Here is a 23,018-nt window from a genome sequence, read left to right on the forward strand (position 1 = left end):
TCAGGCAGGAACGCGCAGGCGCCGCGACATCTCGCCGACGGCCACCGTGATCGAGTGGCCGAGGTGCACGCAGCCACCCGCGATCTCGTCCTGCTGGCTGCCGCCGAGGCCGATGACGACCTCGGGGTGGCTGCGGTTCACGGTCTCGACGATCTTGCGGGCCGCGGCGATGTCGACGTGGCGGGGCACCGCCATCACCATGCCGGCCGCTCGGCGTGCCTCGATGGCACGCACCCACTCCTCCGCGGGCAGGTCGGCGCCGACGTAGATGGTGGCGAAGCCGGCGCGGCGGGCCGCGACGGCAAACGCGAGCAGGCCGAGCTCGTGCCGGGCGCCGGGCGGCAGGCCGATGAGCAGCGTCGGCCCGTCGACCCGGCCCGACGCGGCTTCGTAGGCAGCCGCGAGGCGGCGCTGGACGGCATACGAGACGAGGTGTTCGCCCGCCACCGTGAGGCGGCCGTGCGCCCACTCCTCACCGACGAGCCCGAGCGTCGGCATGAGCCAGTCGTCGACGACGTGCTCGAAGGTGCCGAGGCCGAACCGGGCGTCGAGGACCGCTGTCGCCGACGCGCTGTCGAGGCGCTCGGCGGCGCGGATGAAGGCCTCGGCGTCCTCGGACTGGTAGCGGCTGCCCGGCCGCAGCGGGGCGACCCGGCGCGGCACCGCGTGGGTGCGCTCGTGCCCGTCGCGGCCGTCCTTGCCCGCGTTGTCGCGCGACGACAGCCGCCGCAGCGTCTCGGCCGCCGCCTCGCGCGCCGACCAGCCCTCGTTGACGAGGGAGTTCATGATCGCGAGGGCGCGCACGTCCTCGGCGCCGTAGAGGCGGTAGCCGCCGTCGGAGCGCTTGGGGCTGACGACGGCGTAGCGGCGCTCCCAGGCGCGAAGGGTCGCGACGCTGATCCCGGTCAGCTCCGCTGCACGTTTGATGGTGTACATCGGCTAGGCCAGCTGCCCCAGCGCCTGGCGCAAGCCCTGCTCGGCCTCGTCGCCGAGCTTCTTGAAGGCGGGCGCGAAGAGCGGTGCGACGAGCTTGGCGACGCCCTTGAACTCGAACTCGGCACGGTAGGTGACGGTGGTGCCGGTGCCACGCCCCGGGCTGCCGGTGGCGCCGCCGTTGCCGAGGACGGTGCGCACGAAGGTCATCGTGTCGTGGGCGACGACGGTGGCGTTCTCGCCGCGCAGGGCTAGCTTCTCGTCGGGCACGTGCTCGGTGACCAGGTAGTCGAGCTCGGTCTCGCGGCCGAGGAACTTGGAGGTGTTGTGGTACCGCGTGCCGACCCCGCCCTCGCCGGCGACGCGCACGGTATGGACTGTGCCGGGGTCCCAGTCGTTGGTGTTGGTGAAGTCGGACAGATAGGCGAAGACACGGTCGACGGGGTGCTCGACGGTGACGGTGCGCACGATGACCATGCCTACTCCCAAACCTTTGACAGACCTTGAACAGCCACTCTACGGTGTGAACGAAGGATGGACAACGCACCACGTCGACTCAGTGGCGTCCGTGCACAATCCGGTCGGGGCGCCGCGCCGAACCACCCGGGACCCATCAGCCAGGAGGCCTCGGTGACTCGCCCTACCCGCCCCACCCGACCCAGCGCTGCGGTGATCGGCGCCGGTGTCTCCGGACTCACCGCGGCGCACGTGCTCAGCGCGACCCACGACGTGACCCTCTTCGAGAGCGACTCGCGCCTCGGTGGACACGCCCACACCCACGACGTGCCGGGTCGCGACGGTGCGCTGCGCATCGACAGCGGTTTCATCGTCCACAACGAGAACACCTACCCGCACCTGCTCCGCCTCTTCCGCGAGCTCGACGTGCCGACCCAGCCCACCGAGATGAGCATGAGCATCACCTGCGAGGGCTGCGGGCTCTCGTATGCCGGCGGGCGCGGCCCCAAGGGCATGTTCGCCCAGCGCCGGCGGCTCGCCGACCCGCGGTTCGTGCGCATGCTCGCCGACGTGCCGCGCTTCCACCGCGCCGCGCGCGCCCTGCTCGCCGACGAGTCGAGCAACCCGACCTGGGGCGAGTTCCTCGCGCATCAGCGCTTCTCGACCTACTTCGTCCGGCACTTCGCCATCCCGCTCGTGGCCTGCGTGTGGTCGTGCGGTGACCTCGACGCGTCCTCCTACCCGGCGCGTCACCTCTTCCGGTTCCTCGACCACCACGGCATGCTGACGGTGACGGGGTCGCCCACGTGGCGCACCGTCACCGGCGGGTCGGCGACCTACGTCGAGCGGCTCGTCGAGCGTCTGCCCGACGTGCGCAAGGAGAGCCCCGTGACCGCAGTGGCCAGGCACGACGACGGGGTCGACGTCCTCGTCGCCGGCGGCCACACCACGACGTTCGACCGTGCCGTCGTCGCCACCCATGCCGACCACGCGCTCGACCTCCTCGCCGACGCGTCCCCCGATGAGAAGCGCGACCTCTCGGCGATCCGCTACTCCCGCAACGAGACGTGGCTGCACCGCGACTCGTCGGTGCTGCCGAAGCCGCAGCAGGCCAAGGCGTCGTGGAACTACCGCATGCCCAGCTGCGACGCCCCGGCGCCCGACGTCACCGTGAGCTACTGGATGAACCGCCTGCACGGGCTCTCCGACGCCGACGACCACGTCGTGACGCTCAACCCCGCGGGCACCGTGGACGAGGCGCTCGTCACGGCGCGGATGTCCTACGACCACCCGATCTTCACGCAGGATGCCGTCGGGGCGGCCGCCCGGCTCCGTGACGCCGGAGGCGACCGCCTCGCCTTCGCGGGGGCCCACCTCGGCTGGGGCTTCCACGAGGACGGGTGCCGCTCGGGCGTGGAGGCGGCCGAGTCCTTCGGGGTGCGCTGGTGACGGCGGTTCTGACCCCTCCCTCCGTGCCCGCGCTCGTCGACGGCACGGTCGCCCACTCTCGTCGCACGCCGCTGCACCACAGCTTCACGTACGGCCACTACCAGTGGCTCGTCGACATCGACAACCTGCCCCGAATGCCCTGGCCCGCAAGGCTCTTCGCGAGGTTCGACGCTCGTGACCACCTGGACCGGGGTCGGCTCGGCGGCGGCATACGCGGCGACGTGGCGCGCTTCCTCGCCGCCCGCGGCACCACCCTCGATCCCGGCGACCGGGTGCTGATGCTCGCGAACGCGCGGGTGCTCGGGCACACCTTCGACCCGCTCTCGGTCTTCTGGTGCCTCCGCCCCGACAACACCCTGCGGGCCGTCGTCTTCGAGGTGCACAACACCTACGGCGAGCGCCACGCATACCTCCTCGAGGTCGCCGACGACGGCTCGGCCACGGTGGGTAAGGCCTTCTACGTGTCGCCCTTCAACGACACGAGCGGGGAGTATGCCGTCCGCCTCGTGCTCGAGCCACGCGCGGTCAGCGTCACGGTGGGACTCGACCGCGACGGCGAGCGCATCATGACGGCCGTCACGCGTGGCACCCCCGAGCCGGCCACGCCGCGGGCGCTCCTCCGACTCGTCCGACGTCACGGCCTTATGACCCAGCGCGTGACCACCCTGATCCGGGCGCACGGCATCCGTCTCTGGTTGCGCCGCCTGCCCGTCGTGCCCCGCCCCCGACACCCCCAGGAGGCCGTCCGATGACCGCCCAGTCCCCCACGATGGCTCAGCCGCTCTGCCTGCGACGGCCCACGCTGCGCGTGCTCTGCGTACGCGCCCGGCTCGCCCGCAGCATCCTGGCCCAGGTCGCCAAGCGCGTCCCTGTCGACGTCGTCATGCCCGACGGCTCGCTCCTCGACGGCGGCACGCGCCGCCCCGACCGCCCCGGGCTCGAGATCGTGCGCCCGACGGCGCTCTTCGAGCGGCTCGCGCACCACCCGAAGATCGGCATCGGCGAGGGGTACATGGCCGGCGACTGGAAGGCGGCCGACGGCACCGACCTCGCCCAGCTGCTCATGCCGTTCGCCGAGCGGATGACGACGGCCGTTCCCGCGAGGTGGCTCCGGCTGCGCGGGGTCGTCGACCGGCGCATCCCGAGCATCCAGAACAACTCGCTGCTGGGGTCGCGCCGCAACATCGAGGCGCACTACGACCTGTCCAACGACCTCTTCGCGACCTTCCTCGACGAGACGATGAGCTACAGCTCGGCGCTCTTCGACGAGGACCTGCCCCTGCGCACGCAGTCGTTCGAGCAGGCCCAGCTGCGCAAGGTCCACGCGATCCTCGACATGGCCAAGGTCGGGGAGCACACGCGCCTGCTCGAGATCGGCACCGGCTGGGGCACCCTCGCGCTCGAGGCGGCCCGTCGTGGTGCGACCGTCACGTCGGTCACGCTCTCCAAGGAGCAGGCGGCGCTGGCCCGGGTGCGGGTGGCCGAGGCCGGGTACGCCGACCGGGTGGACATCCGCATCCAGGACTACCGCGAGGTCGACGGGATCTACGACGCCGTCGTCAGCGTCGAGATGATCGAGGCCGTCGGTGAGGAGTACTGGGAGACCTACTTCCGCACCATCGACGAGCGCCTCGCGCCGGGTGGCATCGCGGCCGTCCAGGCGATCCTCATGTCGCACGAGCGGCTCATGGCCACGAAGCACTCCTACGGCTGGATCCAGAAGCACATCTTCCCCGGCGGCCTCATCCCGAGCCTCCAGGCGATCCACGAGACGACGGCCGCAGCGACGAGCCTGCGAATGACGGGCGTCGACGCGTTCGGCACCGACTACGCCGAGACGTTGAGACGCTGGCGCGAGACGTTCCTCGCGCGCTGGCCCGAGGTCAATGCCCTCGGCTTCGACGAGACGTTCCGGCGCAAGTGGGAGTTCTACCTCGCGTACTGCGAGGCCGGCTTCGCCACCGGCTACCTCGCCGTCGCCCAGGTGCGCCTGGAGAGGGAGCTCGAGGCGAACGGGGGCACCGCCTGATGGCCCCGGCGAGCACGTCGATCCTGTGGTTCCGCCGCGACCTGCGACTGGGCGACCATCCGGCGCTGCTCGCGGCCGTCGACAGCGCGACGCACGTGCTGCCTGTCTTCGTCCTCGACCCGAGGCTGCTCGAGGCAGACACGCCGCGGTCGCAACGGCTGCTGGCCTCGCTGAAGGCACTGTCGAAGGACACCCGCGACGCCCTCGTCATCCGCAAGGGCGACCCCGTCGACGTCATCCCGCGCCTCGCGAAGCAGGTCGGCGCCCACCAGGTCCACGTCTCGCGTGAGACGACTCCCTACGGCCGCCGCCGTGACGAGAAGGTCGCGAAGGCCCTGGCCGACCAGGGCAGCGAGCTCGTCGCCACCGGCACCCCGTATGCCGTCGGGCCCGGTCGCATCGTCAACCAGTCCGGCTCTCCCTACAAGGTCTTCACGCCGTTCTCAAAGGCGTGGCACCAGCACGGACGGCCGGCTCCAGCTGCCCGGCCGAAGCGCATCGCCTGGCTGCGCGACGACGTTCACAGCGACGCACTTCCGGAGGCGCCGCGCATGGAGGCCGGTGAGGCCGCGGCGCTCAAGCGGTGGGAGACCTTCCTGCACGACGGGCTGACGGCCTACGACCACGAGCGCGACCGGCCCGACCTCGACACGACGTCGAGGCTGTCGGCGCCCCTCAAGTACGGCGAGATCCACCCGCGCACGATCCTGGCCGACGTCGCCGCCCACTCGGCCGGACGCTCGAAGGCGGCGACGACATACGTCACCGAGCTCATCTGGCGTGAGTTCTACGCCGACGTGCTCTGGCACAACCCCCGCTCCGCCTGGCACGACCTGCGTCCCGAGCTGGCCCGGCTGCCCTACGACTCGGGTGTCGAGACCGACAACCTCGTCCAGGCGTGGCGTGAGGGACGCACCGGCTACCCCATCGTCGACGCCGGGATGCGCCAGCTGCTCGAGGAGGGCTGGATGCACAACCGGGTGCGCATGATCACGGCGAGCTTCCTCACCAAGGACCTCCACGTCTGGTGGCCGGTGGGCGCCCAGCACTTCCTCGACCACCTCATCGACGGCGACATCGCGTCGAACAACCACGGCTGGCAGTGGGTCGCCGGCACCGGGACCGACGCGTCGCCGTACTTCCGCGTCTTCAACCCGGTCACGCAGGGGCGCAAGTTCGACCCCGACGGCGAGTACGTGCGCCGGTGGGTGCCGGAGCTGCGTCAGCTGGGCGGGGCGGCGGCGCATGAGCCGTGGAAGCACGACAACGGGTACGACGACGACTATCCGCAGCGGATCGTCGACCACGACGACGAGCGCAAGGAGACGCTGGCGCGCTACGAACGCGCCAGGCACTAGGCGCCGACCCGACGGCCGAACGACGCCGACCGAACGCCGACCATCGCCGACAGGAGACGAGATGCGGGGCCCCGTGGCCGAGCTGCGCGCGTTCGTCAACGCGGCGCTCATCCAGAAGGTCGACCGCGACCACCGCGACCCCGACGACGTCTTCCGCCGGCGCCAGGTCGTCGTGGCCGTGACCTTCGTGGTCGGCTCGGCCGTGCTGGCGTGGGCGCTGCGCATCACGCCGGGCGACCCGCTCTTCTACGTCGCCACGCTCGCCCTCGCTGCCGTGTGGATCGTCGGGGCGCTGCTGTCGGGCCCGCTGCACGCGGGCATGGGACGGACGCGCCGGGGCGAGCAGACGCGTCCGGTCGTCCAGTCGCTCGCGCTGGGCGCGCTGCTCCTCGCCGTCTTCCTGCTCGGCGCGCTCGTCGTCGCCCGCATCCCGGCGCTGCGTGAGCCCGTGGACCAGCTGCTCGACCACGCCCGGTTCGGCTCGTTCACGGCGGTGCTCGCCATCACGTTGGTCAATGGGGTGGTCGAGGAGATCTACTTCCGCGGCGCCCTGTACGCCGCGATCCCCCTGCACCCCGTCGCTGTGACCACGGCCCTGTATGCCTTGACCACCGTCGGCAGCGGGGTGCCTCTGCTCGTCTTCGCCGCCGCCGTGATCGGTGTCGTGACCGGGCTGCAGCGCCGGGTCACCGGCGGCTTCCTCGGACCGATCATCACGCACGTCGTGTGGTCGACGGGGATGCTCGTGCTCCTCCCACCCGCCCTCTCACTCACGAGGTGAACGATGACCGCTGAACCAGACACCACGACCGACCCCGACACGAGCACCGGCACCGGGCGCACCGCGCTCGTCACCGGAGCGTCCGGCTACATCGGCGGGCAGGTGGTGCCACGGCTGCTCGACGAGGGGTGGACCGTGCGCGTGCTGACGCGGAACCGCTCGTCGCTCGACGGCCGGCCGTGGCGGGGTCGGGTCGAGGTGACCGAGGGCGACGTCTCGTCGGCGACCGACATGCGCAAGGCCCTCAGCGGCGTCGATGCGGCGTGGTACCTCGTGCACTCGATGGACGACCGGCCCGACTTCGAGGAACGCGACCGCGATGCGGCCACCACGTTCAGCACGGCGGCGCGCGAGGAGGGTGTCGGGCGCATCGTCTACCTCGGCGGCCTGCACCCCCACGACGAGGTGCTCTCGCCGCACCTGGCCTCGCGCGTCGAGGTGGGGCGCATCCTGCTCGACTCGGGCGTGCCGACGGCGGTGCTCCAGGCGGCGGTCGTGCTCGGCGACGGGTCGGCCTCGTTCGACATGCTGCGCTACCTCACGACGCGCCTGCCGGCGATGGTCGCGCCGAAGTGGCTCGACAACCGCATCCAGCCGATCGCGATCGACGACGTCGTGACGCTCCTCGTCGGGGCGGGCAGCCTTCCGGCGGATGTGAACCGGGCCTTCGACATCGGCGGTCCGGACGTGCTGACCTACCGCGAGATGATCAGCCGCTTCGCCGACGCCACGGGGCAGCGGCGGCCCGTCGTCGTCACGGTTCCGGTGCTGACGCCCCGGCTGGCGAGCCACTGGGTCGGTCTCGTCACGCCCATCTCCGCCGGGTTGGCCAAGCCGCTCGTGGGCAGCCTCGTGCACGAGGTCGTCACCAAGGAGCGCGACATCGAGCGGCACGTGGACGTGCCGGGCGGCCTCACCGACTTCGACACGGCAGTCCGGTCGGCGATGGGCGACGTCCCACCCGACACGGCCTGGCGCAACCTCGCGCTGACCGGTGCAGCCGTGGCCGCGAGCGCCATCGCGGGTTCGCTTGCGACACGGCCCGACTCGCGCTGGTACAAGGCACTCGACAAGCCGTCGTGGCAGCCTCCCCCCATTGCGTTCCCGATCGTGTGGACGGCGCTCTACGCCGACATCGCCGCGAGCTCGGCCACCGTGCTCACCGAGATGGACGGCGCCGGCGACCGGGCCGGTCGCAACGCCTACCTCAAGGCCTTCGGCACGAACCTCGCCCTCAACACCGCGTGGAGCGTCGTCTTCTGGCGGGTGCGGCGGCCGTGGGTCGCGGCGGCCGAGGCGGCGGTGCTCACGCTGAGCTCCGCCGACCTCGCCCGCCGGGCCGGGGGCGTCAACCGGACCGCCGGTCTCGCCCTGTCGCCGTATGCCGTCTGGTGCGGTTTCGCGACGGCGCTCTCCGCTGCGATCGCGCGCCGTAACCGCTGAGCCCCAAGCGTTTCCGTCGTGGGCCGCGAGTCAGAGCCACCAGCAGTCGGAGACCTGCGGGAGCCCCGCCACTCGCGCCTCGAGGAAGGCGAACTGCTTGGCGAACGACGGCACCGCGCCACCGACATGGGTCGGGGTGATGTTCGGTGAGAAGGCGACGTCGGCGCCACGGGCGCACCAGTCGCTCGCGAGCTGGCGCCCGACGGCGTACGGGATGACGTCGTCGAGCGCCGAGTGGGTGACGAGCACCGGCACTGCGGGCTTCAGCCGGCCGATGCGTTGGTCGGCGATGATCGACCGGAAGGGCTCGCTCGCGGCCAGCTGGGTGAGGCTGCGGCCGTCCTTGGTCAGGTCGCTCGAGCGCGTGAAGGCGTGCAGCGCGATCGAGTCGGCCACGCACTCCCCCTCCACGGCCTGGATCACCGACGTGCCGCCGGCGTTGAGGTAGTCGCCGAGGTCGAGGCCGTAGGCGGCTGACTGCCCCGCGACGGCATACAGGGCGAAGGCGGAGTAGAGGCCGCCGTCGAGGTTTGCGGCGACAGCTCCGAGGTCAGCGGGCACGGCTCCGGCGACGGCGCCCTTGACCCTGAGGTCGGGGGCGTAGGCAGGGGCGAGCTCGACGGCTGCCGCGGTGGCCCCACCGCCCTGGCTGTAGCCGGCGAGCAGGACCGGTCCTTCCCCGGGCAGGCCCGTGCCGGGGAGCCGCTGGGCGGCGCGGACCATGTCGAGCACCGCGTGCGCCTGGGCCTCGCGGACCATGTACGTGTGGGTGCCCGGGGTGCCGAGCCCCTGGTAGTCGGTCATGGCGACGGCGTAGCCGCGGGCGAGCAGCCCCGAGATGAAGGCGCCCTCGTACTCCGACCCTGCCGCGAGCTGACGGCTCGGTGCGCACTGGTCGCCCATCCCCTGGGTGCCGGCGGCGTAGCCGACGACGGGCCGCTGGCCCGGTCCGACCCACGGGAGGGGCGGCACGAGCACCGTGCCGGTGACCGCGATGGGCGACCCGCTGCGGTCGCGGGTGGCGTACATGACCCGGGTGGCGGCGGCGGCCGAGCGGATCGTGTGCAGCGGGTCGAGGTAGAAGCTCATCGGCTCGGCGCGAAGCACCGTCCCGCGCGGGGCGTCGACGGCGGGGGCTGAGTAGAAGTCGCTCGACGCCCGGGCGGTCGTGACCGGTGACAGGAGCGCTGCCGCGACCGCGAGCACGACGACTCCGACGACCCTGCGCGCGCGGTGCAGTCGGTTGTGGGTCGATGGCGTCGGGGTGTGAGGCGACGGGGTGTGAGGCGGCGGTGCGAAGGGGTGGGTCATGGAGGGTGTCTCCTCTGGCCGAGGGACGACGCCCTTGTCATCCCACTGGCGAGTAACCTACGTGCGGTAACAACTGCTGTCGCGGCGAGTTCGCGTCCGCTGGGCCCGTATCGGCCCGTCTAGCGCCTGGGCCAGACAGCGGCATACGCCGACATCCACCCGTCGTGGTGCGGCCGCTGGGACCGTCGCGCGCTGGGGTGACCGGGCCGATCGCGTACGTCAGTGGTGCGCACCGCGCACCACTGACACGACGCTCCTCGGGCGAGTACGCCGCAGCTCAGGCGGAGGCGGGGTGCTTGGCGAAGGCGCGGCGGTACGCGACGGGTGGGATGCCGATCTCGCGCTGGAAGTGGTGCCTCAGCACGGCCGCGGTGGCGAAGCCGCTCTCGCGGGAGATTCGCTCGACGTCGAACTCGGTCGTCTCGAGCAGGTGCCGGGCCCTCAGGACGCGCTGGCTGGTCAACCACTTGTGCGGCGTCGTGCCGACCTCGGCAGTGAAGCGGCGGGCGAAGGTGCGCTCCGACATGGCGGCGCGCCGCGCCAGGGACGGGATCGAGTGCTCCTCGTCGAGGCGTTCGGCCACCCACTCCATGACGTCCTGCAGACCCTCGCAGGGCTCCGCCGGTAGCGGCGTCTCGACGAACTGACGCTGCCCGCCGGAGCGATGCGGGGGCACGACCATGCGCCGCGCGATGCGGGTCGCGACCTCGGAGCCGAGCTCGGTGCGCACCAGGTGCAGGCAGGCGTCGATGCCCGCAGCGGTGCCGGCACTCGTGAGGACGGGGCCGTCCTCGACGTAGAGGACGTCGAGGTCGACGCAGGCGCGCGGACGCTCGTCGGCCAGCCGTGCGGCATACCGCCAGTGGGTCGTGCAGTCGCGACCGTCGAGCAGGCCCGCAGCGGCGAGCTGGAAGGCACCCGAGCAGACGGAGAGCACCCGGCCCCCGTGCTCGATGGTGTGACGCAGGATGTCGAGGACCTCGGGGTCGTACGGGCCGTCGACCGAGCCGCCGGGGATGGCGACGAGGTCGGCGCCTCGAGCCGCATCGAGCGGGTGGGTCGCGGTGACGCCCAGGCCGCTCGTCGTGCGCAACACCTCGCCGGGACGGGTGGCGCAGACCCGGAAGTCGAAGGCCGGCACCCCGTCCTCGGTGCGGTCGATGCCGAACACCTCGCACAGCACGCCCAGCTCGAACATGGCTACCGGCTCCTGGACGATGACCGCGATCGTGCGCAACATCCGGCCAGCATCGCACGGTTGGCAGGATCTTGTCGACAGTCGTCAGTTCTGCCACTCGTGGCGGGATCGGACCGGGCGCAGACTTTCTGCCATGGACATCATCTTCTTCATCGCCATCATCGTCGCTCTCGTCGCAGCCCTCGGGCCGCACCACCGTCGGACGTTCTCGTTGCCGCGCGCCCCGTTCGGCGCCGACGCCGAGGTCGACCGGGATCTCGTGCGCGTCCTGCACGACGCACCCGTCGCCCACTGACGACACCGTCAGCACGGACACCGCACCTCGTGCCGCAGGATCGTCAGCAACACCCACCGCATCGACAGCAGCAGCCATCACCCCTCGAACCGAACACCTCCAGCTGACGCCGGGTCGACCGACCCGGCGTCAGGCGCGTCCAGGACGACGCACGAGCGCGGTCAGAAGGGTGGCGGATCGGGTTCGCACTGCCCTCGGCTCCGACCATCGCCATCGGGCGGCGAGCCGCCGGGATCGCGCAGCGCTTCTCTCCAGTCCTTGGGGTAGGTGATGTAGTCGCGGCCCGCGAGCGTGGCCCAACGGAGCCCGCCGCCGTCGACCTTCTCGACCGTCCAGGCCCGGGCGGTCTTGGGGTTGTGGCAGCCGCGGCTCAGCGACTCGAAGTTCGAGACCCGCGTCTCGCCCCTCGGCCACGGAACGATGTGGTCGACGTCGCAGCGCTCGGCCGGCACCTGGCACCCGGGAGCGCGGCACACGCCGTCGACGGCCCGCACGTGCTCGACCATCTCGCGCGTCGGCACATAGCGGTCGGTGGACAGCTCGAGCGCGCGACCCGAGTCGACGTCGACCGCGAGTCGCTGCCAGACAGAGCCTGGCGCGGTCATGATCTGCCGCGCATGCGCGGCCGTGACCCAGCCATGGCCCGGGATGTCGCAGGCGGCATCGGAGAGACCAGCTGCGACCTCGAACGGCACCACAATGCGAACCGTGGCCGGCGGCGCTGACGCGAGCCACGAGTCGCAGGTCGGCTCACACGCGCCGGAGGCCCCGGGCGACCCGGGCGGCCCGGGCGACCGGGGCGACCCGTGGGAGGTTGAAGCCTGGTCGGACGGCTTGGGCACCCAGCCGAAGAGGGCCAGGTCGCAGAGGGCGTCGCTGCGCAGCTGGTCGAGCGTGCGCTCGTCACCTGCGGCGCGGGCCGCCCGGGCCAGCGCGTCGACACGGTCGAGGACGCCGACTACGCGCTGCGCGGGAGCGACGACCGTGAACACCCCCATGCCGTCGTCGGTGAGGCGCCCGTGCTTTGCGCCGACGCTTGGCTGCGCACCGGCGCTCGTCGTCGGCACGATGTTCGGCGCTCCGGACGCAGCGACGCAGGCGGCTCATGAACAGGCGCTGCGAGGACACCGCGCCGTCGGGCGCCGGAGCCAGCACCGCCGTCTCGAGCTCGGGGAGCACGCTGTCGTCGAGCGACCGGGTCTCGGCGACGACCTGCAGGGCACGGTGAAGGCTGACGCGGCCGTCGCGAAGTCGCTCGCGCAGCACGCGGTGCCGTCGCGGCGCCGTGGCCAGCTCGAGCCGGCGTGAGACCTCTGCGGGGCCGACCCCAGTGGCGCAGGCGATCTCCTGCGTCACGATCTGGTCGGCACAGAGCGGCACGGGCGACCGCGGGAGCCTCGCCAGCTGGAGCTCCCGGACCGTGTGCAGCGCGGCATAGGCCTCGAGCAGCCGCCACTCGGTGCGCGCCTTCGACGTCTCGAGCGCCTCGATCTCGGCGACGAGCTCGGCAGCCTGCTCGTCGAGCCCCTCGTCGCGCAGCGATGCCTCGCCGTCTGCGACACCGACTCTCCCACCACCGCCGAAGCGACGGGCCGAGGCGGCGTCACCGCGGGCACCGAGCACGAAGGCAATGCGGGCCATCGTGGAGGGACTCGTGGCACCCGCCTCCTGGTAAGGCACGCAAACTCCTCTCGCCGTTCGAACTCGCACCCTAATCAGAACACCAGTTCGAACACCATGGAAGACTTCTCCACACCCATGACGCACGAATCCGCCCACAGCGCAATCGGATCCAGCAGCAAGGCGCGGACCGAACCCCGACGGGACCTACCTGCCGACGGAGGGCGAACGGCGCGGCTTGCGCCGCGTCAACAGCACTCCTGCGATGCACAGCGCACCACCCACGAACGTCAGCGGCGGCGGCACCTCCGACAGCAGCGCCCAGGCGATGAGGGTCGCGATGAACGGCACGAGGAAGGTCGTCAGCGTGAGCGATCCCGCATTGCTGCGCGCCAGCACGTAGGCCCACGTCGAGAAGGCGATCGCCGTCGGGAAGACCCCCAGGTAGCCGATCCACAGCAGCGTGGCGGCATCGCTGTCACGGACCACGGTCACGAGCTCGCCGCTCCACGGCAGGCACACGACGGCACCGATGATGCACGCGAGCCACGTGACCTCGGGCCCCGGGAGACGCCCGAGGAGCGGCTTCTGCGCGAGGACACCGACGGCATACGTGACCGCGGCGAGCACGGCGAGCCACACGCCGACCATGTCGCCGGCGTCGCCCGAGGAGAAGCCGCGCGCGATGACGACGACGCCGGCGAAGCCGACCGCCATGCCGATGAGCAGCCATCGGTTCATCACCTCGCCGAGGAAGACCGTGGCCAGCAGGGCGACGATGATCGGCCCGATCTGGACGATGAGCGCGGACGTGCCGGCGTCGATGCGCCGCTCGGCCTCGTTGAGGGCGAGGTTGTAGACCCCGAACCAGCCGACGCCGCACAGCAGGAGCAAAGGCCAGTCGCGCCGGGCCGGCCAGGTGCGCGGACGGCGGAAGACGAGGACGCCGAGGGCCACGGAGGCGACGAGCAGGCGACCGAGCGAGAGCGCGCCGGGAGGCACGTCACGGCCGAGGTGGCGGATGGCCACGAAGGCCGACGCCCAGAGGAGCAGGGTCACGGCCACGGCCCCGAGGACGAGCCAGGCGGCGCGGCGGGAGGTGGCTGGGGCCTCGACGTCAGCGGGCGATTCGACGGTCACCTGCAGACCGTAGACGTCGGCACCGACAGGGCGCCGCCCGGTTTTCGGTCAGGTGTGCACGACATGCCGCCACGCCGCGCGGTCCGCACGCTCGACGCGCTGGGCGGCGCCCTCGACGCGCTGGGTGCTCCCGACGGGCGCGCCACCACGGGCCCGCCGGAGCGACAGCCGCGCGCCACCCACCAGCCGGTCCCCCACGCACGGCAGCGCGCGGGTCCAGACAAGCCAGTAGGCGACGCCCACGGCCATCGAGCCCACGAAGGCCAGCACGGGGCGGCCCCACAGGTGCTCGAGCACCTGCCAGTGGATGACGTAGACGAACAGGGAGCTCGCGGCGAGCACCTGCACAGCGGGCACGAGCCAGGCGGGCAGGCGGGTCGTCGGCTTCCACACGAGCGCGAGCACGAGGGCGAGGGAGAGCGCGTCGCGCGCCGGGTTGCCCGAGAACGTGCCGACCATCCCCACTGCCGCGACGGTCACCGCCCACCGCTGTCGGGGGGTGGTCCCCCGGGCGATCGCCCAGCCCAGGAAGAACAGGAAGAGGACCACGAGCGCGGAGCCCTGCATGCGGGGCACCGGCAGCTCGAAGAGCGGGAGCCGCAGCGTGAACGCAGCCAGCGTCAGGCCGGCGGGCAGCCCGAAGGGCCAACGCTTCTCGAGACGTGGGACGCCGGGCACGGCGGTGAGCACGATCGCCACGACGAGGGCGAAGGCGAGCGCCTCGATGAACCAGAAGCGCCAGGGCGGCCCGAGCCGCTGCTCGCCGAAGGCCCAGTTCAGCAGGAACAGGTTGCGCGTCTGGTAGTCGCCGAGCAGGACGTGGGCCGGCACGATCACGGCGAGCGTCGGGACCACGATCCTCACGAGTCCACGACCGAGCGCCTCGAGCCTGGCGGCCCGCTCGGACGTCGCGAGCGCGAATCGGGCCACGTTGAAGCCCACGAGCACCAGCAGCGCGTTGGCGGTGCCCTGCAGCGAGAAGAGGTCGGAGTGGGTGCCGACGATCAGCACGATCGCGAGGGCGCGCAGCCACACGCTCGTCTCCACGGTGCGTCGCCTGGCCAGGAGGGCCCGTCGAACGCGGCCGTATGCCGTCTGCTGCGTCCTGGCACCACCATCGTGAGCGCCGGGCTCGGCCTCGGACTCTTGCCCGACGTCGGTGGCGGCCCGACCGGTGGCGCCCCGCTCGGCGAGGGCGGCGTCAGCTTGATCCTGGAGTCGGCCGACGGGTGTCACGTGCCACGAGGGCGGGAGGTCACCGAGGAGAGCCTCGAGCCTCAGCGAGACCTCGACGTAGCTCAGCGAGTCGCCGCCGAGTGTCGTGAAGGTCGCGTCGGCGGGCACGGCGTCGCGGTGGAGGGCTGCGGCATACATCCTCGCGACCGAACCGCCGTCGGCTGCAACGGAGTCGGCGGCCGTCGAGGTCGCGACGCTCCTGTCGGCGAGCGCCACGATGGCCTGCAGGTCGACCTTGCCGCCCACGAGGGTGGGGTGCTCGCCGACCTCGACGACGTGCACGGCACCGAGGGGAACGTGGCCCGCCGTCGCGGCTGCGCGTCGCACCGCACCCTGGTCGACACCACCCTGCTCAGAGGCGCCCGCGGCGCGGACCGACACGGCGACGAGCCCCTCACGTCCGGCCACCCTGACGTCGCGGCCGGCCTCGCGCAGCCGGCGCTCGACGACGTCGAGGTCGACGCGGTGACCCAGCACCTTGACGTGCCGGCTGGACCGGCCCGTCACCTCGTAGAGGCCGTCGGGGCCGACCCGGCCGAGGTCGCCGGTGCGCAGGCGGGTGGTCGTGCGGCCGAGCGCGAGGTCGGCAGGGCGCTCCGCGTAGCCGAGCATGACGTTGGGGCCGGTGTAGTGCAGCTCGCCGTCGACGACCTCGAGGGCGCCGCCGGGGACGGGCACGCCGATGGAGCCCGGGTTGGTCAGGGCGAGGTCGGGCGGGAGGTAGGCCATGCGCGCCGTCGCCTCGGTCTGGCCGTACATGACGAAGAAGTCCCAGCCACTCTCACGACCCAGCCGCGCCCAGTGCTGCACCCGGTCGGGGTCCAGGCGGCCACCGGCCTGGGTGATGTAGCGCAGGTGCGGCAGGTCGAGGCCGGCGAAGCCCGACCGCTCGAGCATCTCGAACGTCCACGGCACACCGGCGAGCGAGGTGACCCCCGCCCGCCGGGCGAGGTTCCAGAAGCACTCGTCGACGACCGCGAGGTCGGTCAGCGCGATGCCGGCGCCGCGGGCGAGGTGGCTGTGCAGGACGGACAGGCCGTAGCAGTAGTGGAGCGGGAGCGTCGTCGCGGCGCAGTCGGTCTCGCGGATCTGGAGGAACTCGGCGATCTGCTCGGCGTTCGACGTGAGGTTGGCGTACGAGAGGCGCACGAGCTTCGGCGAGCCCGTCGAGCCGCTCGTGCTGAGCAGCAGCGCGAGATCGGGGTGCAGCGGTGCTGCGGGTTCGACGCGGTGCACCTGCACGGCGCCCTCGGCCGAGACCTCGATGTCGGGGTCCCACGCGGCCCGGAGTCCGGCGAGCACGTCGGGTCGGTCTCCGGCGGCGAGCAGCACGGCATGCCCCTGACGCAGGGCAGCCAGGTAGGCGACGAGCGGCTCGAGCCGGTTCTCCATGGCGACGAGGACGAGGCGGCGCGTCCCGGTCAGGGCCCGCCCCGCGTCGTCGACGAGCGCCCGCAGCTCCGCACGGCTGACGGACCGGTCGACCAGCACGACCGCATCGGCGCGCGAGTCCCCGGGCAGCGCGAGCCACGGAGCGCCGGGCGGCGCCGTCGTGGGGATCGTCAGGGAGTCGAGCACGACGACATTAGATAGGTAAGCCTTACCTAATGGCAAACCCCCTGCTTGCCGATCGGGACGACATAAGTTAGCGTTTTCGATATGAGAACGCATGGTTATGTGAGTGAGAGGCGGCACCCGTGGCCCTCCCCCGCGCCCATCGCGTACGCCAGCCGCCGGGGCCACGAAGCAGGGCGAATGTGTGCCTGTCGACCGCTCGGGAGCCACGCAGCCTGATCCCCACCGGGATCCCGTGCTGTCGGCCCTCCCGAGCGCCGCCGAAGACCGAGCACACACCCGCACTCCCCGAAAGGCCTCACCCATGTCCCGCGGCGCCCATCGCATCTCCGTCGACCTCGCCGACACCGCCCGACGTCTCGCCCGCCAGCGCTCGATCTGGCAAGGAGTCGTCGACTTCGACCCCATCACCCGCTACTACGCCCGTCTGCTCGCCGACGAGCACCACGAGGCGTGGCTGCTGACGTGGCTGCCCGGTCAGGGCACGCCGTGGCACGACCACGGCGGCAGCGCCGGATCGTTCGTCGTCCTCCAGGGCGTGCTCACCGAGGAGGTCGCCGGCTACAGGACGGCCATCGACCTCGACGGTGCACACCGGGTCACCGGCCCGGGGGTCCTGCTCACGCCCGGCGACCAGCGCACCTTCGGGACGCGCCACCTGCACCGGGTGACGAATGCCGGTTCGGACCCCGCGGTGAGCCTGCACGTCTACGCGCCCAAGCTGACGGCCATGACGAACTACCGTGCTGTCGACGGCATCCTCGAGGTCGAGGAGCAGGCAGAGATCGGAGTCGACTGGTGACGACCAACCCCGAGAGCACCCTCGCGAACGACCCCGAGGTGCCGGCGCGCCGACCGCGCACCATCGACGAGGTGCTGGCCGAGGCCCGCACCCACCTGCAGCGCGTGACACCGCAGCAGGCCGACGCCGCCCGTTCCGACGGCGCCGTGATCGTCGACATCCGTCCTGCCGCGCAGCGCGAGGCACACGGGGAGCTGCCCTTCGCGACCGTCATCGAACGGAACGTGCTCGAGTGGCGCCTCGACCCGGCGAGCGACGCCTCGCTGCCGATCGCGAGTCACGACCTGCCCGTCATCGTGCTCTGCCAGGAGGGCTACACCTCGAGCCTGGCGGCCGCCGCCCTGCAGGAGCTCGGCATCCACCGCGCCACCGACGTCATCGGGGGGTATGCCGCCTGGCGGGCGTGGGAGGACGAGCAGTCCGCCGAGGGGTCGCAGCCGCGGCAGCAGACCTGACCGCGTCACTGAGCCGGTCGAGGTGCTCGGACGGGAGCCGCCAGCGCTGCCAGTAGAGCTGCACGTCGACGTGGTCGCGGGTGCCCAGTCGCACGAGCTCGCCGGACTCGAGCAGGCCCGTGAGCTGGGAGGTCAACAGGGCGCCCCAGCCGAGCCCGGCGCGTACGGCGGTGACGAAGCCGGTGCCGACGGGCACCTCGTGGGTGGGCGGCGGCGACGTGACGCCGTGCCGGTCGAGGATGCGCTGCTGGATGTCGTCCTTGTCGTTGAACCGGACCACCGGCATTGCGTCCCAGTCGATCCCGCGGCCGGCCCTGAACCGCGCGACGAGCTGCGGGGTGGCGACCGGCAGGTAGCGCATCGTCACGAGCGGCTCGGTGGAGCAGCCCTGCACCGGCGTCGGGTCCGAGGTCACGGCCGCGAGCACCTCGCCGGAACGGAGCAGGCGAGCGGAGTGGTCCTGGTCCTCGACGTGGAGCCGGATCACGACGTCCGGCCACGCGGCCACATGCCCGATCACGGCCGCGAACCACGTCGACAACGAGTCGGCGTTGACGGCGACCGGGAGGTCGACACGCCCCGCGCCGGCTGACGCGAGACCGGCCAGGGCCTCGGCCTCGAGGAGGCTCTGCTGACGGGCGAGGCGGACGAGCGCCTCGCCGGCGGAGGTGGGGCGACAGGGCGTGGCGCGCACGACGACGACCTGCCCGACCTCGGCCTCCAGGGCCTTGACCCGTTGGCTCACGGCCGAGGCGGTCACGTGCAGCCGACGGGCAGCGGCGTCGAAGGTGCCGGTGTCGACGATGGCGAGCAGGGTGGCGAGGTGCTCGGGCTGGAGCCGCATGAAGCCATGCTAATGATGCTCAAAAATCCTTCGCTTCACTGAACTCGGCGCGACACGTACCGTCAGACGGTGACCTCGCTCGTCCCCGGCTTCCTCACCATGGCCTCGCTCATCGTCGCGATCGGCGCCCAGAACGCATACGTGCTGCGCACCGGGCTCACCCGACGCCACGTCGGGGTCGTGGTGACGGTGTGCGCCGCCAGCGACGCGGTGCTCGTCGTGGCCGGCGTGCTCGGCGTCGGAGGGCTGGTCACCGCCCACCCGGGACTGCTCACCGTCGTGCGGTGGGTGGGGGCGGCATACCTCGTCGGCTACGGGCTGCTGTGCCTGCGCAACGCCCGTCACCCGAAGGCCCTGCGGGCCGGTGGCACCGCGACCTCACGGCGGGGCGCCCTGTCGACGGTCGTCGCCCTCACCTGGCTCAACCCGCACGTCTACCTCGACACCGTGCTGCTCGTCGGCTCGATCGCGAACCAGCACGGGGCCGACGGACGGTGGTGGTTCACCGCGGGAGCCGTCGCCTCGAGCGTCGCCTGGTTCACCACCCTCGGCTACGGCGCCCGCCTGCTCGCCCCGCTCTTCGCCCGACCCGCGACGTGGCGGGTGCTCGACGTCGTCATCGCCCTCGTGATGTTCGCCATCGCCGCCACCCTCGTGCTCGCCTGAGCGACGTCGGCCACGGGAGGGCAGGCAGGTCTGAGGTGGTCGGCGCCGGGATCTGAGGTAGCCGTGGCGCACGGATAGGGAGGCCGCCCGATGTGGGCGCCTACCTCAGGGCCCGACTCTGGAGGAGTCCAGAAAAGGCTCGAACAGAGGAAAGACCGTGACCACCCACTACGTGGACTACCGCACCGTCCAGGCCGAGATCGAGGCCCGCTACCCGCAGCGCCGTCGCGTCCGTCGCGACTCGTCGCTCGAGATCATGCGGCGCACGCTGGCCCGGGTCTCGCACGAGGAGAACCACCCGGGCCGCACGCGGTGACGACGACGGCACGAGCCGTGTCGACCACCGTCCCGCCGCTGTCGGCGCAGTACGGGAGAATCCCGCGTATGCCGCTCAGCACCGGCCCCCTCATCGGGAGGGACACCGACCTCTCGCACCTCGCCGACGCCATCGGACTGCGCCCGACCCCGGGTGCCCAGCCCGGTGGCGTCGTCGTGCTGTCCGGCGACGCCGGCATCGGCAAGTCGCGGATCGTCGGCCAGCTGGTCACCGAGGCCAGGGACGCCCACTGGTTCACCGCCATCGGCCACTGCGTCGGTCAGGCCGGCAGCAGCCTGGCCTACCTCCCCTTCGTCGAGCTCGTCGGCGCTGTCGACGCCGGCCACCCCGAGGTCGTCGAGCGCGTGCTCGAGACCCACCCCAGCCTCGGCCACCTGCTCCCGGGCCGCCCCGAGGCGCACGACCCCGAGCGTGCCGGCCGCACCACCGACCCCGGCCAGGTCGCCGAGGCCGTGCACGCGCTGCTGTCGGCGCTCGGCGCCGCACGGCCCTCCCTCGTCGTCGTCGAGGACGTCCACTGGGCCGACCACTCCTCGCGTGACCTCATCACCCTCCTGCTGACCCGGGGCTTCACCAAGGCCGTCGGCCTCGTCGTGACCTACCGCTCCGACGACCTCTACCGCCGGCACCCGCTCCACGAGACGCTCGCCGTGTGGGCGCGCATCGCCGGGCTCGAGCACGTCGACCTCGCACCCCTGCCCGACGACGCCGTGCGAGAGCTCGTCTCCGGCATCGAGGGCGCGCCCACCGACACGACCACCGCGGCCGAGATCGCGCGCCGTGCCGAGGGCAACCCGTTCTTCGCCGAGGAGCTCGTCGCGAGCGCGGCGGCCGGCCAGGCCCTGACCGGCGGCCTGAGCCGAGTGCTCCGTTCGCGCGTGGAGCAGCTCGACGACACCGCGCAGCGCGTGCTCCGTGCCATCGCCCTCAAGGGCGGACAGTTCATCGACCACGAGCTGCTGTCGAAGGTGCTCGACCTGCCCGACGAGACCCTCGAGGCGGCCCTCGCCACCGCCGTCGAGCACCACGTGCTCGAGGCGCGCTGGCCCCCCGCCTACACCTTCCGCCACGCGCTCCTCGGCGAGACGGTCGCCGACAGCCTCCTCCCCGGCGAGCGCCTCCGGCTGCACAGGGCGTATGCCGCCGTGCTCGCCGAGCGCCCCGACCTCGCCCCCGCCTCCGAGCTGGCGCGCCACGCTGCTGCGGTCGGCGACCTGCCGACGGCCGTGCGCGCGAGCCGTGCGGCGGCCGAGGCAGCCATGGCCGTCGGCGGGCCGCAGGAGGCCCTGCTGCACTTCGAGCGTGCGCTGACCTGGCTCGACGAGAACGACGCCGAGCGCGACGAGGTGACCCTGCGCGCATCGCGGGCCGCGATGGTCGCGGGCGAGTCGGTGCGCGCGATGGACCTGCTGCGCGACCGCCTCGACCACCCCGGAGCCGCCCAGGACCCGTTCGTGCGTGCCGACCTGCTCTCGACGCTCGTCATCCGGGCCCGCATCCTCGACCTTCCCGTCGACTCCATCGCGCTGACCGACGAGGCCATGGGGCTGCTCGGCGAGGAGGCCGACGAGCGACGGGTCCGCGTGCTCGTCGCGCGAGTGCAGGCTCTCGTCGACCAGGGCTCGTTCGTCGAGGCGGCCGTGGTCGGCAACGAGGTCTCGCTCCTCGCCGAGCGGCTCGGCATGGTCGGCGCGGTCGCCGAGGTGCGCACCATCATGGCCCGGGTGCTCGAGGCCCAGGAGGACCTCGCCGCCGTCGAGACGCACCTGCAGGCCCTCGTCGACGACATCGACCCCGACGACCCGCTGCTGCTGCGTGCACTCCACCAGCTCGCGTCGCTGGCCCACCGGCGCGGCGACCTCCCGGGCGCCCTCGCCCTCTACGACCGCGGCGCCGACGTCGCCCGGCGCATGCACCGCGAGTGGGCGCCCTGGGGCCAGGAGTGCCGGCTGCTCGGGGGCCTCACGGCCTATGAGCTCGGCGACTGGGACGGCGCCGTGCGGCGGCTCGAGCTCGGCGGCCGGCCCGCGCCGCAGCCCGGGCGCACGATCTTCACCGGCGCGATGCTGCTCGTCCAGGCCGGGCGCGGCGAGCCCGTCGACCCCGACCTCTTCGACGCCCTGCGCGAGTGGTGGCCGGTCGACGGCCTGGCCGTGGTGCTCACGGTCATGCCGGCCGTCGACGTGCTCGGCGACGCCGGCGACCTCGACGGGCTGCTCGTGCTCACCGAGGCGGCCGTCCGCACGCTCGACGCCGCCTGGGGCGAGTACCACGCCGTGGTGCGGCTGGCCGCACTGCTCGCCGGGCAGGCGGCGCGCCTCGTCCCTTCTGCCGACCCGGTCCAGCGTGAGCGCACCGTCGCCCTCGTCGACTCCCTGCTCGAGCGAGCCCGGGTGATCGGCGAGCTGCGGCCGGCCGTCGAGAAGGCGAGCCGGCCCAAGTTCGAGCGCGCCTCGGCCGAGTCGCTCGAGGACACCAGCCGCGAGACCTGGGCGTGGTCCGCCCGGCTCGAGGCCGAGGTGCTCCGGCTCAGACGCGTGGTCGAGCTCGACGACCCACCCGGCGCCGACGAGCTCGTCGACGCGTGGCGCACCAGCACCGTCGCCTTCGAGCGCTACGGCCACGTCTTCGAGACGGCTCGCTCCCGCGCTCGGCTCGCCGCCGCCCTGCGCAGCGGCGGCGACGACGCCGGCTCACGCCGCGAGGCCGAGCTGGCCCGCGAGGTCGCCGTCCGGCTCGAGGCCAAGCCGCTGCTCATCGAGCTCGACGAGGTCCGTCCCGGCCCGGGCGGCGGCGGCGCGCACGACCTGACACCCCGCGAGCTCGAGGTGCTCGAGCTGCTGGCCCGGGGGCTGACCAACGGGCAGATCGGCAAGCAGCTCTACATCAGCACCAAGACCGTGAGCGTCCACGTCTCCAACCTGCTCGCCAAGCTGGGCGCGTCGGGTCGCACCCAGGCCGCGGCCATCGCGCGGCGGCGTGGGATCGTCACCGACTGACCAGCCCGCACCCCGGCGCTCGACGGCGCGGGTGACGTTCACCTCGATCGCCCTCCGGCGGAGACGGCCCAGCCGGATCGGGAGCACGATG

Annotated in this window: 21 protein-coding genes; 12 read left to right on the plus strand and 9 right to left on the minus strand. The window is 72.5% G+C overall.

Going from position 1 to position 23,018, the window contains the following annotated elements; all coding sequences use genetic code 11:
- Both AB4091_RS05335 and AB4091_RS05340 read right to left on the minus strand, forming a co-directional pair.
- Positions 1–936 carry a MerR family transcriptional regulator gene (locus AB4091_RS05335; protein ID WP_442290688.1) on the minus strand — a complete coding sequence of 312 codons (936 nt, stop codon included), beginning with the start codon at positions 934–936 and terminating at the stop codon, positions 1–3.
- A gap of 3 nt (positions 937–939) precedes the next feature.
- Positions 940–1,410 (minus strand): SRPBCC family protein, encoded by a 471-nt coding sequence (locus AB4091_RS05340; RefSeq protein WP_442290689.1) that lies wholly within the window; start codon positions 1,408–1,410, stop codon positions 940–942.
- 153 nt (positions 1,411–1,563) lie between these two features.
- Here AB4091_RS05340 and AB4091_RS05345 point away from each other — a divergent pair, with 153 nt between their 5' ends.
- The 6 genes from AB4091_RS05345 (at position 1,564) to AB4091_RS05370 (ending at position 8,449) form a co-directional block, all read left to right on the plus strand.
- Positions 1,564–2,838: an NAD(P)/FAD-dependent oxidoreductase gene (locus tag AB4091_RS05345; RefSeq protein WP_442290690.1), complete on the plus strand. Its 1,275-nt coding sequence runs from the start codon at positions 1,564–1,566 to the stop codon at positions 2,836–2,838.
- Positions 2,835–3,590, plus strand: coding sequence for a DUF1365 domain-containing protein (locus tag AB4091_RS05350; RefSeq protein WP_442290691.1), 756 nt, complete (start codon positions 2,835–2,837; stop codon positions 3,588–3,590). Before AB4091_RS05345 ends, AB4091_RS05350 begins: the two co-directional genes overlap by 4 nt.
- Positions 3,587–4,867: a class I SAM-dependent methyltransferase gene (locus AB4091_RS05355; RefSeq protein ID WP_442290692.1), complete on the plus strand. Its 1,281-nt coding sequence runs from the start codon at positions 3,587–3,589 to the stop codon at positions 4,865–4,867. The genes AB4091_RS05350 and AB4091_RS05355 overlap by 4 nt, the downstream gene beginning before the upstream one ends.
- Positions 4,867–6,225 carry a cryptochrome/photolyase family protein gene (locus tag AB4091_RS05360; protein WP_442290693.1) on the plus strand — a complete coding sequence of 453 codons (1,359 nt, stop codon included), beginning with the start codon at positions 4,867–4,869 and terminating at the stop codon, positions 6,223–6,225. The genes AB4091_RS05355 and AB4091_RS05360 overlap by 1 nt, the downstream gene beginning before the upstream one ends.
- Positions 6,226–6,286: 61 nt before the next feature.
- Complete coding sequence (locus tag AB4091_RS05365; RefSeq protein ID WP_442290694.1) at positions 6,287–7,006, plus strand: CPBP family intramembrane glutamic endopeptidase; 720 nt, start codon at positions 6,287–6,289, stop codon at positions 7,004–7,006.
- Between the two features lie 3 nt (positions 7,007–7,009).
- Positions 7,010–8,449: a tryptophan-rich sensory protein gene (locus tag AB4091_RS05370; protein WP_442290695.1), complete on the plus strand. Its 1,440-nt coding sequence runs from the start codon at positions 7,010–7,012 to the stop codon at positions 8,447–8,449.
- A 30-nt stretch (positions 8,450–8,479) separates the two neighbouring features.
- On the opposite strand, the gene AB4091_RS05375 is transcribed toward AB4091_RS05370, so the two are convergent.
- On the minus strand, positions 8,480–9,760 hold the full coding sequence (locus AB4091_RS05375; protein ID WP_442290696.1) for a lipase family protein: 1,281 nt from the start codon (positions 9,758–9,760) through the stop codon (positions 8,480–8,482).
- 277 nt (positions 9,761–10,037) lie between these two features.
- On the minus strand, positions 10,038–11,000 hold the full coding sequence (locus tag AB4091_RS05380; protein ID WP_442290697.1) for a GlxA family transcriptional regulator: 963 nt from the start codon (positions 10,998–11,000) through the stop codon (positions 10,038–10,040).
- A 91-nt stretch (positions 11,001–11,091) separates the two neighbouring features.
- Here AB4091_RS05380 and AB4091_RS05385 point away from each other — a divergent pair, with 91 nt between their 5' ends.
- Positions 11,092–11,253: a hypothetical protein gene (locus AB4091_RS05385; protein ID WP_442290698.1), complete on the plus strand. Its 162-nt coding sequence runs from the start codon at positions 11,092–11,094 to the stop codon at positions 11,251–11,253.
- Between the two features lie 161 nt (positions 11,254–11,414).
- On the opposite strand, the gene AB4091_RS05390 is transcribed toward AB4091_RS05385, so the two are convergent.
- From AB4091_RS05390 to AB4091_RS05405, 4 genes are all read right to left on the minus strand, one after another.
- Positions 11,415–12,251, minus strand: a complete 837-nt coding sequence (locus AB4091_RS05390) for an HNH endonuclease signature motif containing protein (RefSeq protein WP_442290699.1) — start codon at positions 12,249–12,251, stop codon at positions 11,415–11,417.
- Entirely contained in the window at positions 12,157–12,933 is a 777-nt protein-coding gene (locus AB4091_RS05395) for a hypothetical protein (protein WP_442290700.1), read from the minus strand. The genes AB4091_RS05390 and AB4091_RS05395 overlap by 95 nt, the downstream gene beginning before the upstream one ends.
- Positions 12,934–13,080: 147 nt before the next feature.
- Entirely contained in the window at positions 13,081–14,013 is a 933-nt protein-coding gene (locus AB4091_RS05400) for a DMT family transporter (protein ID WP_442290701.1), read from the minus strand.
- Between the two features lie 48 nt (positions 14,014–14,061).
- On the minus strand, positions 14,062–16,827 hold the full coding sequence (locus AB4091_RS05405) for an AMP-binding protein (RefSeq protein WP_442290702.1): 2,766 nt from the start codon (positions 16,825–16,827) through the stop codon (positions 14,062–14,064).
- 301 nt (positions 16,828–17,128) lie between these two features.
- Between AB4091_RS05405 and AB4091_RS05410 the strand changes: the two genes are divergently transcribed.
- Positions 17,129–17,626 (plus strand): cysteine dioxygenase, encoded by a 498-nt coding sequence (locus tag AB4091_RS05410; protein WP_442290703.1) that lies wholly within the window; start codon positions 17,129–17,131, stop codon positions 17,624–17,626.
- Positions 17,623–18,081: a rhodanese-like domain-containing protein gene (locus AB4091_RS05415; protein WP_442290704.1), complete on the plus strand. Its 459-nt coding sequence runs from the start codon at positions 17,623–17,625 to the stop codon at positions 18,079–18,081. Before AB4091_RS05410 ends, AB4091_RS05415 begins: the two co-directional genes overlap by 4 nt.
- Here the strand turns inward: AB4091_RS05415 and AB4091_RS05420 are convergent.
- Positions 18,002–18,925 (minus strand): LysR family transcriptional regulator ArgP, encoded by a 924-nt coding sequence (locus tag AB4091_RS05420; protein WP_442290705.1) that lies wholly within the window; start codon positions 18,923–18,925, stop codon positions 18,002–18,004. The two genes, AB4091_RS05415 and AB4091_RS05420, sit on opposite strands and share 80 nt — an antisense overlap.
- 69 nt (positions 18,926–18,994) lie before the next feature.
- Here AB4091_RS05420 and AB4091_RS05425 point away from each other — a divergent pair, with 69 nt between their 5' ends.
- From AB4091_RS05425 to AB4091_RS05435, 3 genes are all read left to right on the plus strand, one after another.
- A complete protein-coding gene (locus AB4091_RS05425; RefSeq protein WP_442290706.1) occupies positions 18,995–19,591 on the plus strand; it encodes a LysE/ArgO family amino acid transporter in 597 nt (198 codons plus the stop codon).
- Positions 19,592–19,748: 157 nt separating this feature from the next.
- Positions 19,749–19,907, plus strand: a complete 159-nt coding sequence (locus tag AB4091_RS05430) for a hypothetical protein (protein WP_442290707.1) — start codon at positions 19,749–19,751, stop codon at positions 19,905–19,907.
- Positions 19,908–19,975: 68 nt separating this feature from the next.
- The gene (locus AB4091_RS05435; RefSeq protein ID WP_442290708.1) at positions 19,976–22,927 is read left to right on the plus strand and encodes a helix-turn-helix transcriptional regulator; all 2,952 of its coding nucleotides are present in this window, start codon (positions 19,976–19,978) and stop codon (positions 22,925–22,927) included.
- Positions 22,928–23,018 lie beyond the last annotated feature (91 nt).

The organism is Terrabacter sp. 2RAF25, from assembly GCF_052115265.1.
Classification (GTDB): domain Bacteria; phylum Actinomycetota; class Actinomycetes; order Actinomycetales; family Dermatophilaceae; genus Terrabacter.

What these genes read in the sequence shown, in the direction of transcription:
- AB4091_RS05420 (WP_442290705.1), bottom strand. Translation starts at nt 18,925, where the DNA reads ATGCGGCTCCAGCCCGAGCACCTCGCCACCCTGCTCGCCATCGTCGAC.
- AB4091_RS05390 (WP_442290699.1), bottom strand. Translation starts at nt 12,251, where the DNA reads ATGGGGGTGTTCACGGTCGTCGCTCCCGCGCAGCGCGTAGTCGGCGTC.
- AB4091_RS05340 (WP_442290689.1), bottom strand. Translation starts at nt 1,410, where the DNA reads ATGGTCATCGTGCGCACCGTCACCGTCGAGCACCCCGTCGACCGTGTC.
- AB4091_RS05365 (WP_442290694.1), top strand. Translation starts at nt 6,287, where the DNA reads ATGCGGGGCCCCGTGGCCGAGCTGCGCGCGTTCGTCAACGCGGCGCTC.
- AB4091_RS05375 (WP_442290696.1), bottom strand. Translation starts at nt 9,760, where the DNA reads ATGACCCACCCCTTCGCACCGCCGCCTCACACCCCGTCGCCTCACACC.
- AB4091_RS05355 (WP_442290692.1), top strand. Translation starts at nt 3,587, where the DNA reads ATGACCGCCCAGTCCCCCACGATGGCTCAGCCGCTCTGCCTGCGACGG.
- AB4091_RS05380 (WP_442290697.1), bottom strand. Translation starts at nt 11,000, where the DNA reads ATGTTGCGCACGATCGCGGTCATCGTCCAGGAGCCGGTAGCCATGTTC.
- AB4091_RS05410 (WP_442290703.1), top strand. Translation starts at nt 17,129, where the DNA reads ATGTCCCGCGGCGCCCATCGCATCTCCGTCGACCTCGCCGACACCGCC.
- AB4091_RS05385 (WP_442290698.1), top strand. Translation starts at nt 11,092, where the DNA reads ATGGACATCATCTTCTTCATCGCCATCATCGTCGCTCTCGTCGCAGCC.
- AB4091_RS05370 (WP_442290695.1), top strand. Translation starts at nt 7,010, where the DNA reads ATGACCGCTGAACCAGACACCACGACCGACCCCGACACGAGCACCGGC.
- AB4091_RS05360 (WP_442290693.1), top strand. Translation starts at nt 4,867, where the DNA reads ATGGCCCCGGCGAGCACGTCGATCCTGTGGTTCCGCCGCGACCTGCGA.
- AB4091_RS05435 (WP_442290708.1), top strand. Translation starts at nt 19,976, where the DNA reads ATGCCGCTCAGCACCGGCCCCCTCATCGGGAGGGACACCGACCTCTCG.
- AB4091_RS05335 (WP_442290688.1), bottom strand. Translation starts at nt 936, where the DNA reads ATGTACACCATCAAACGTGCAGCGGAGCTGACCGGGATCAGCGTCGCG.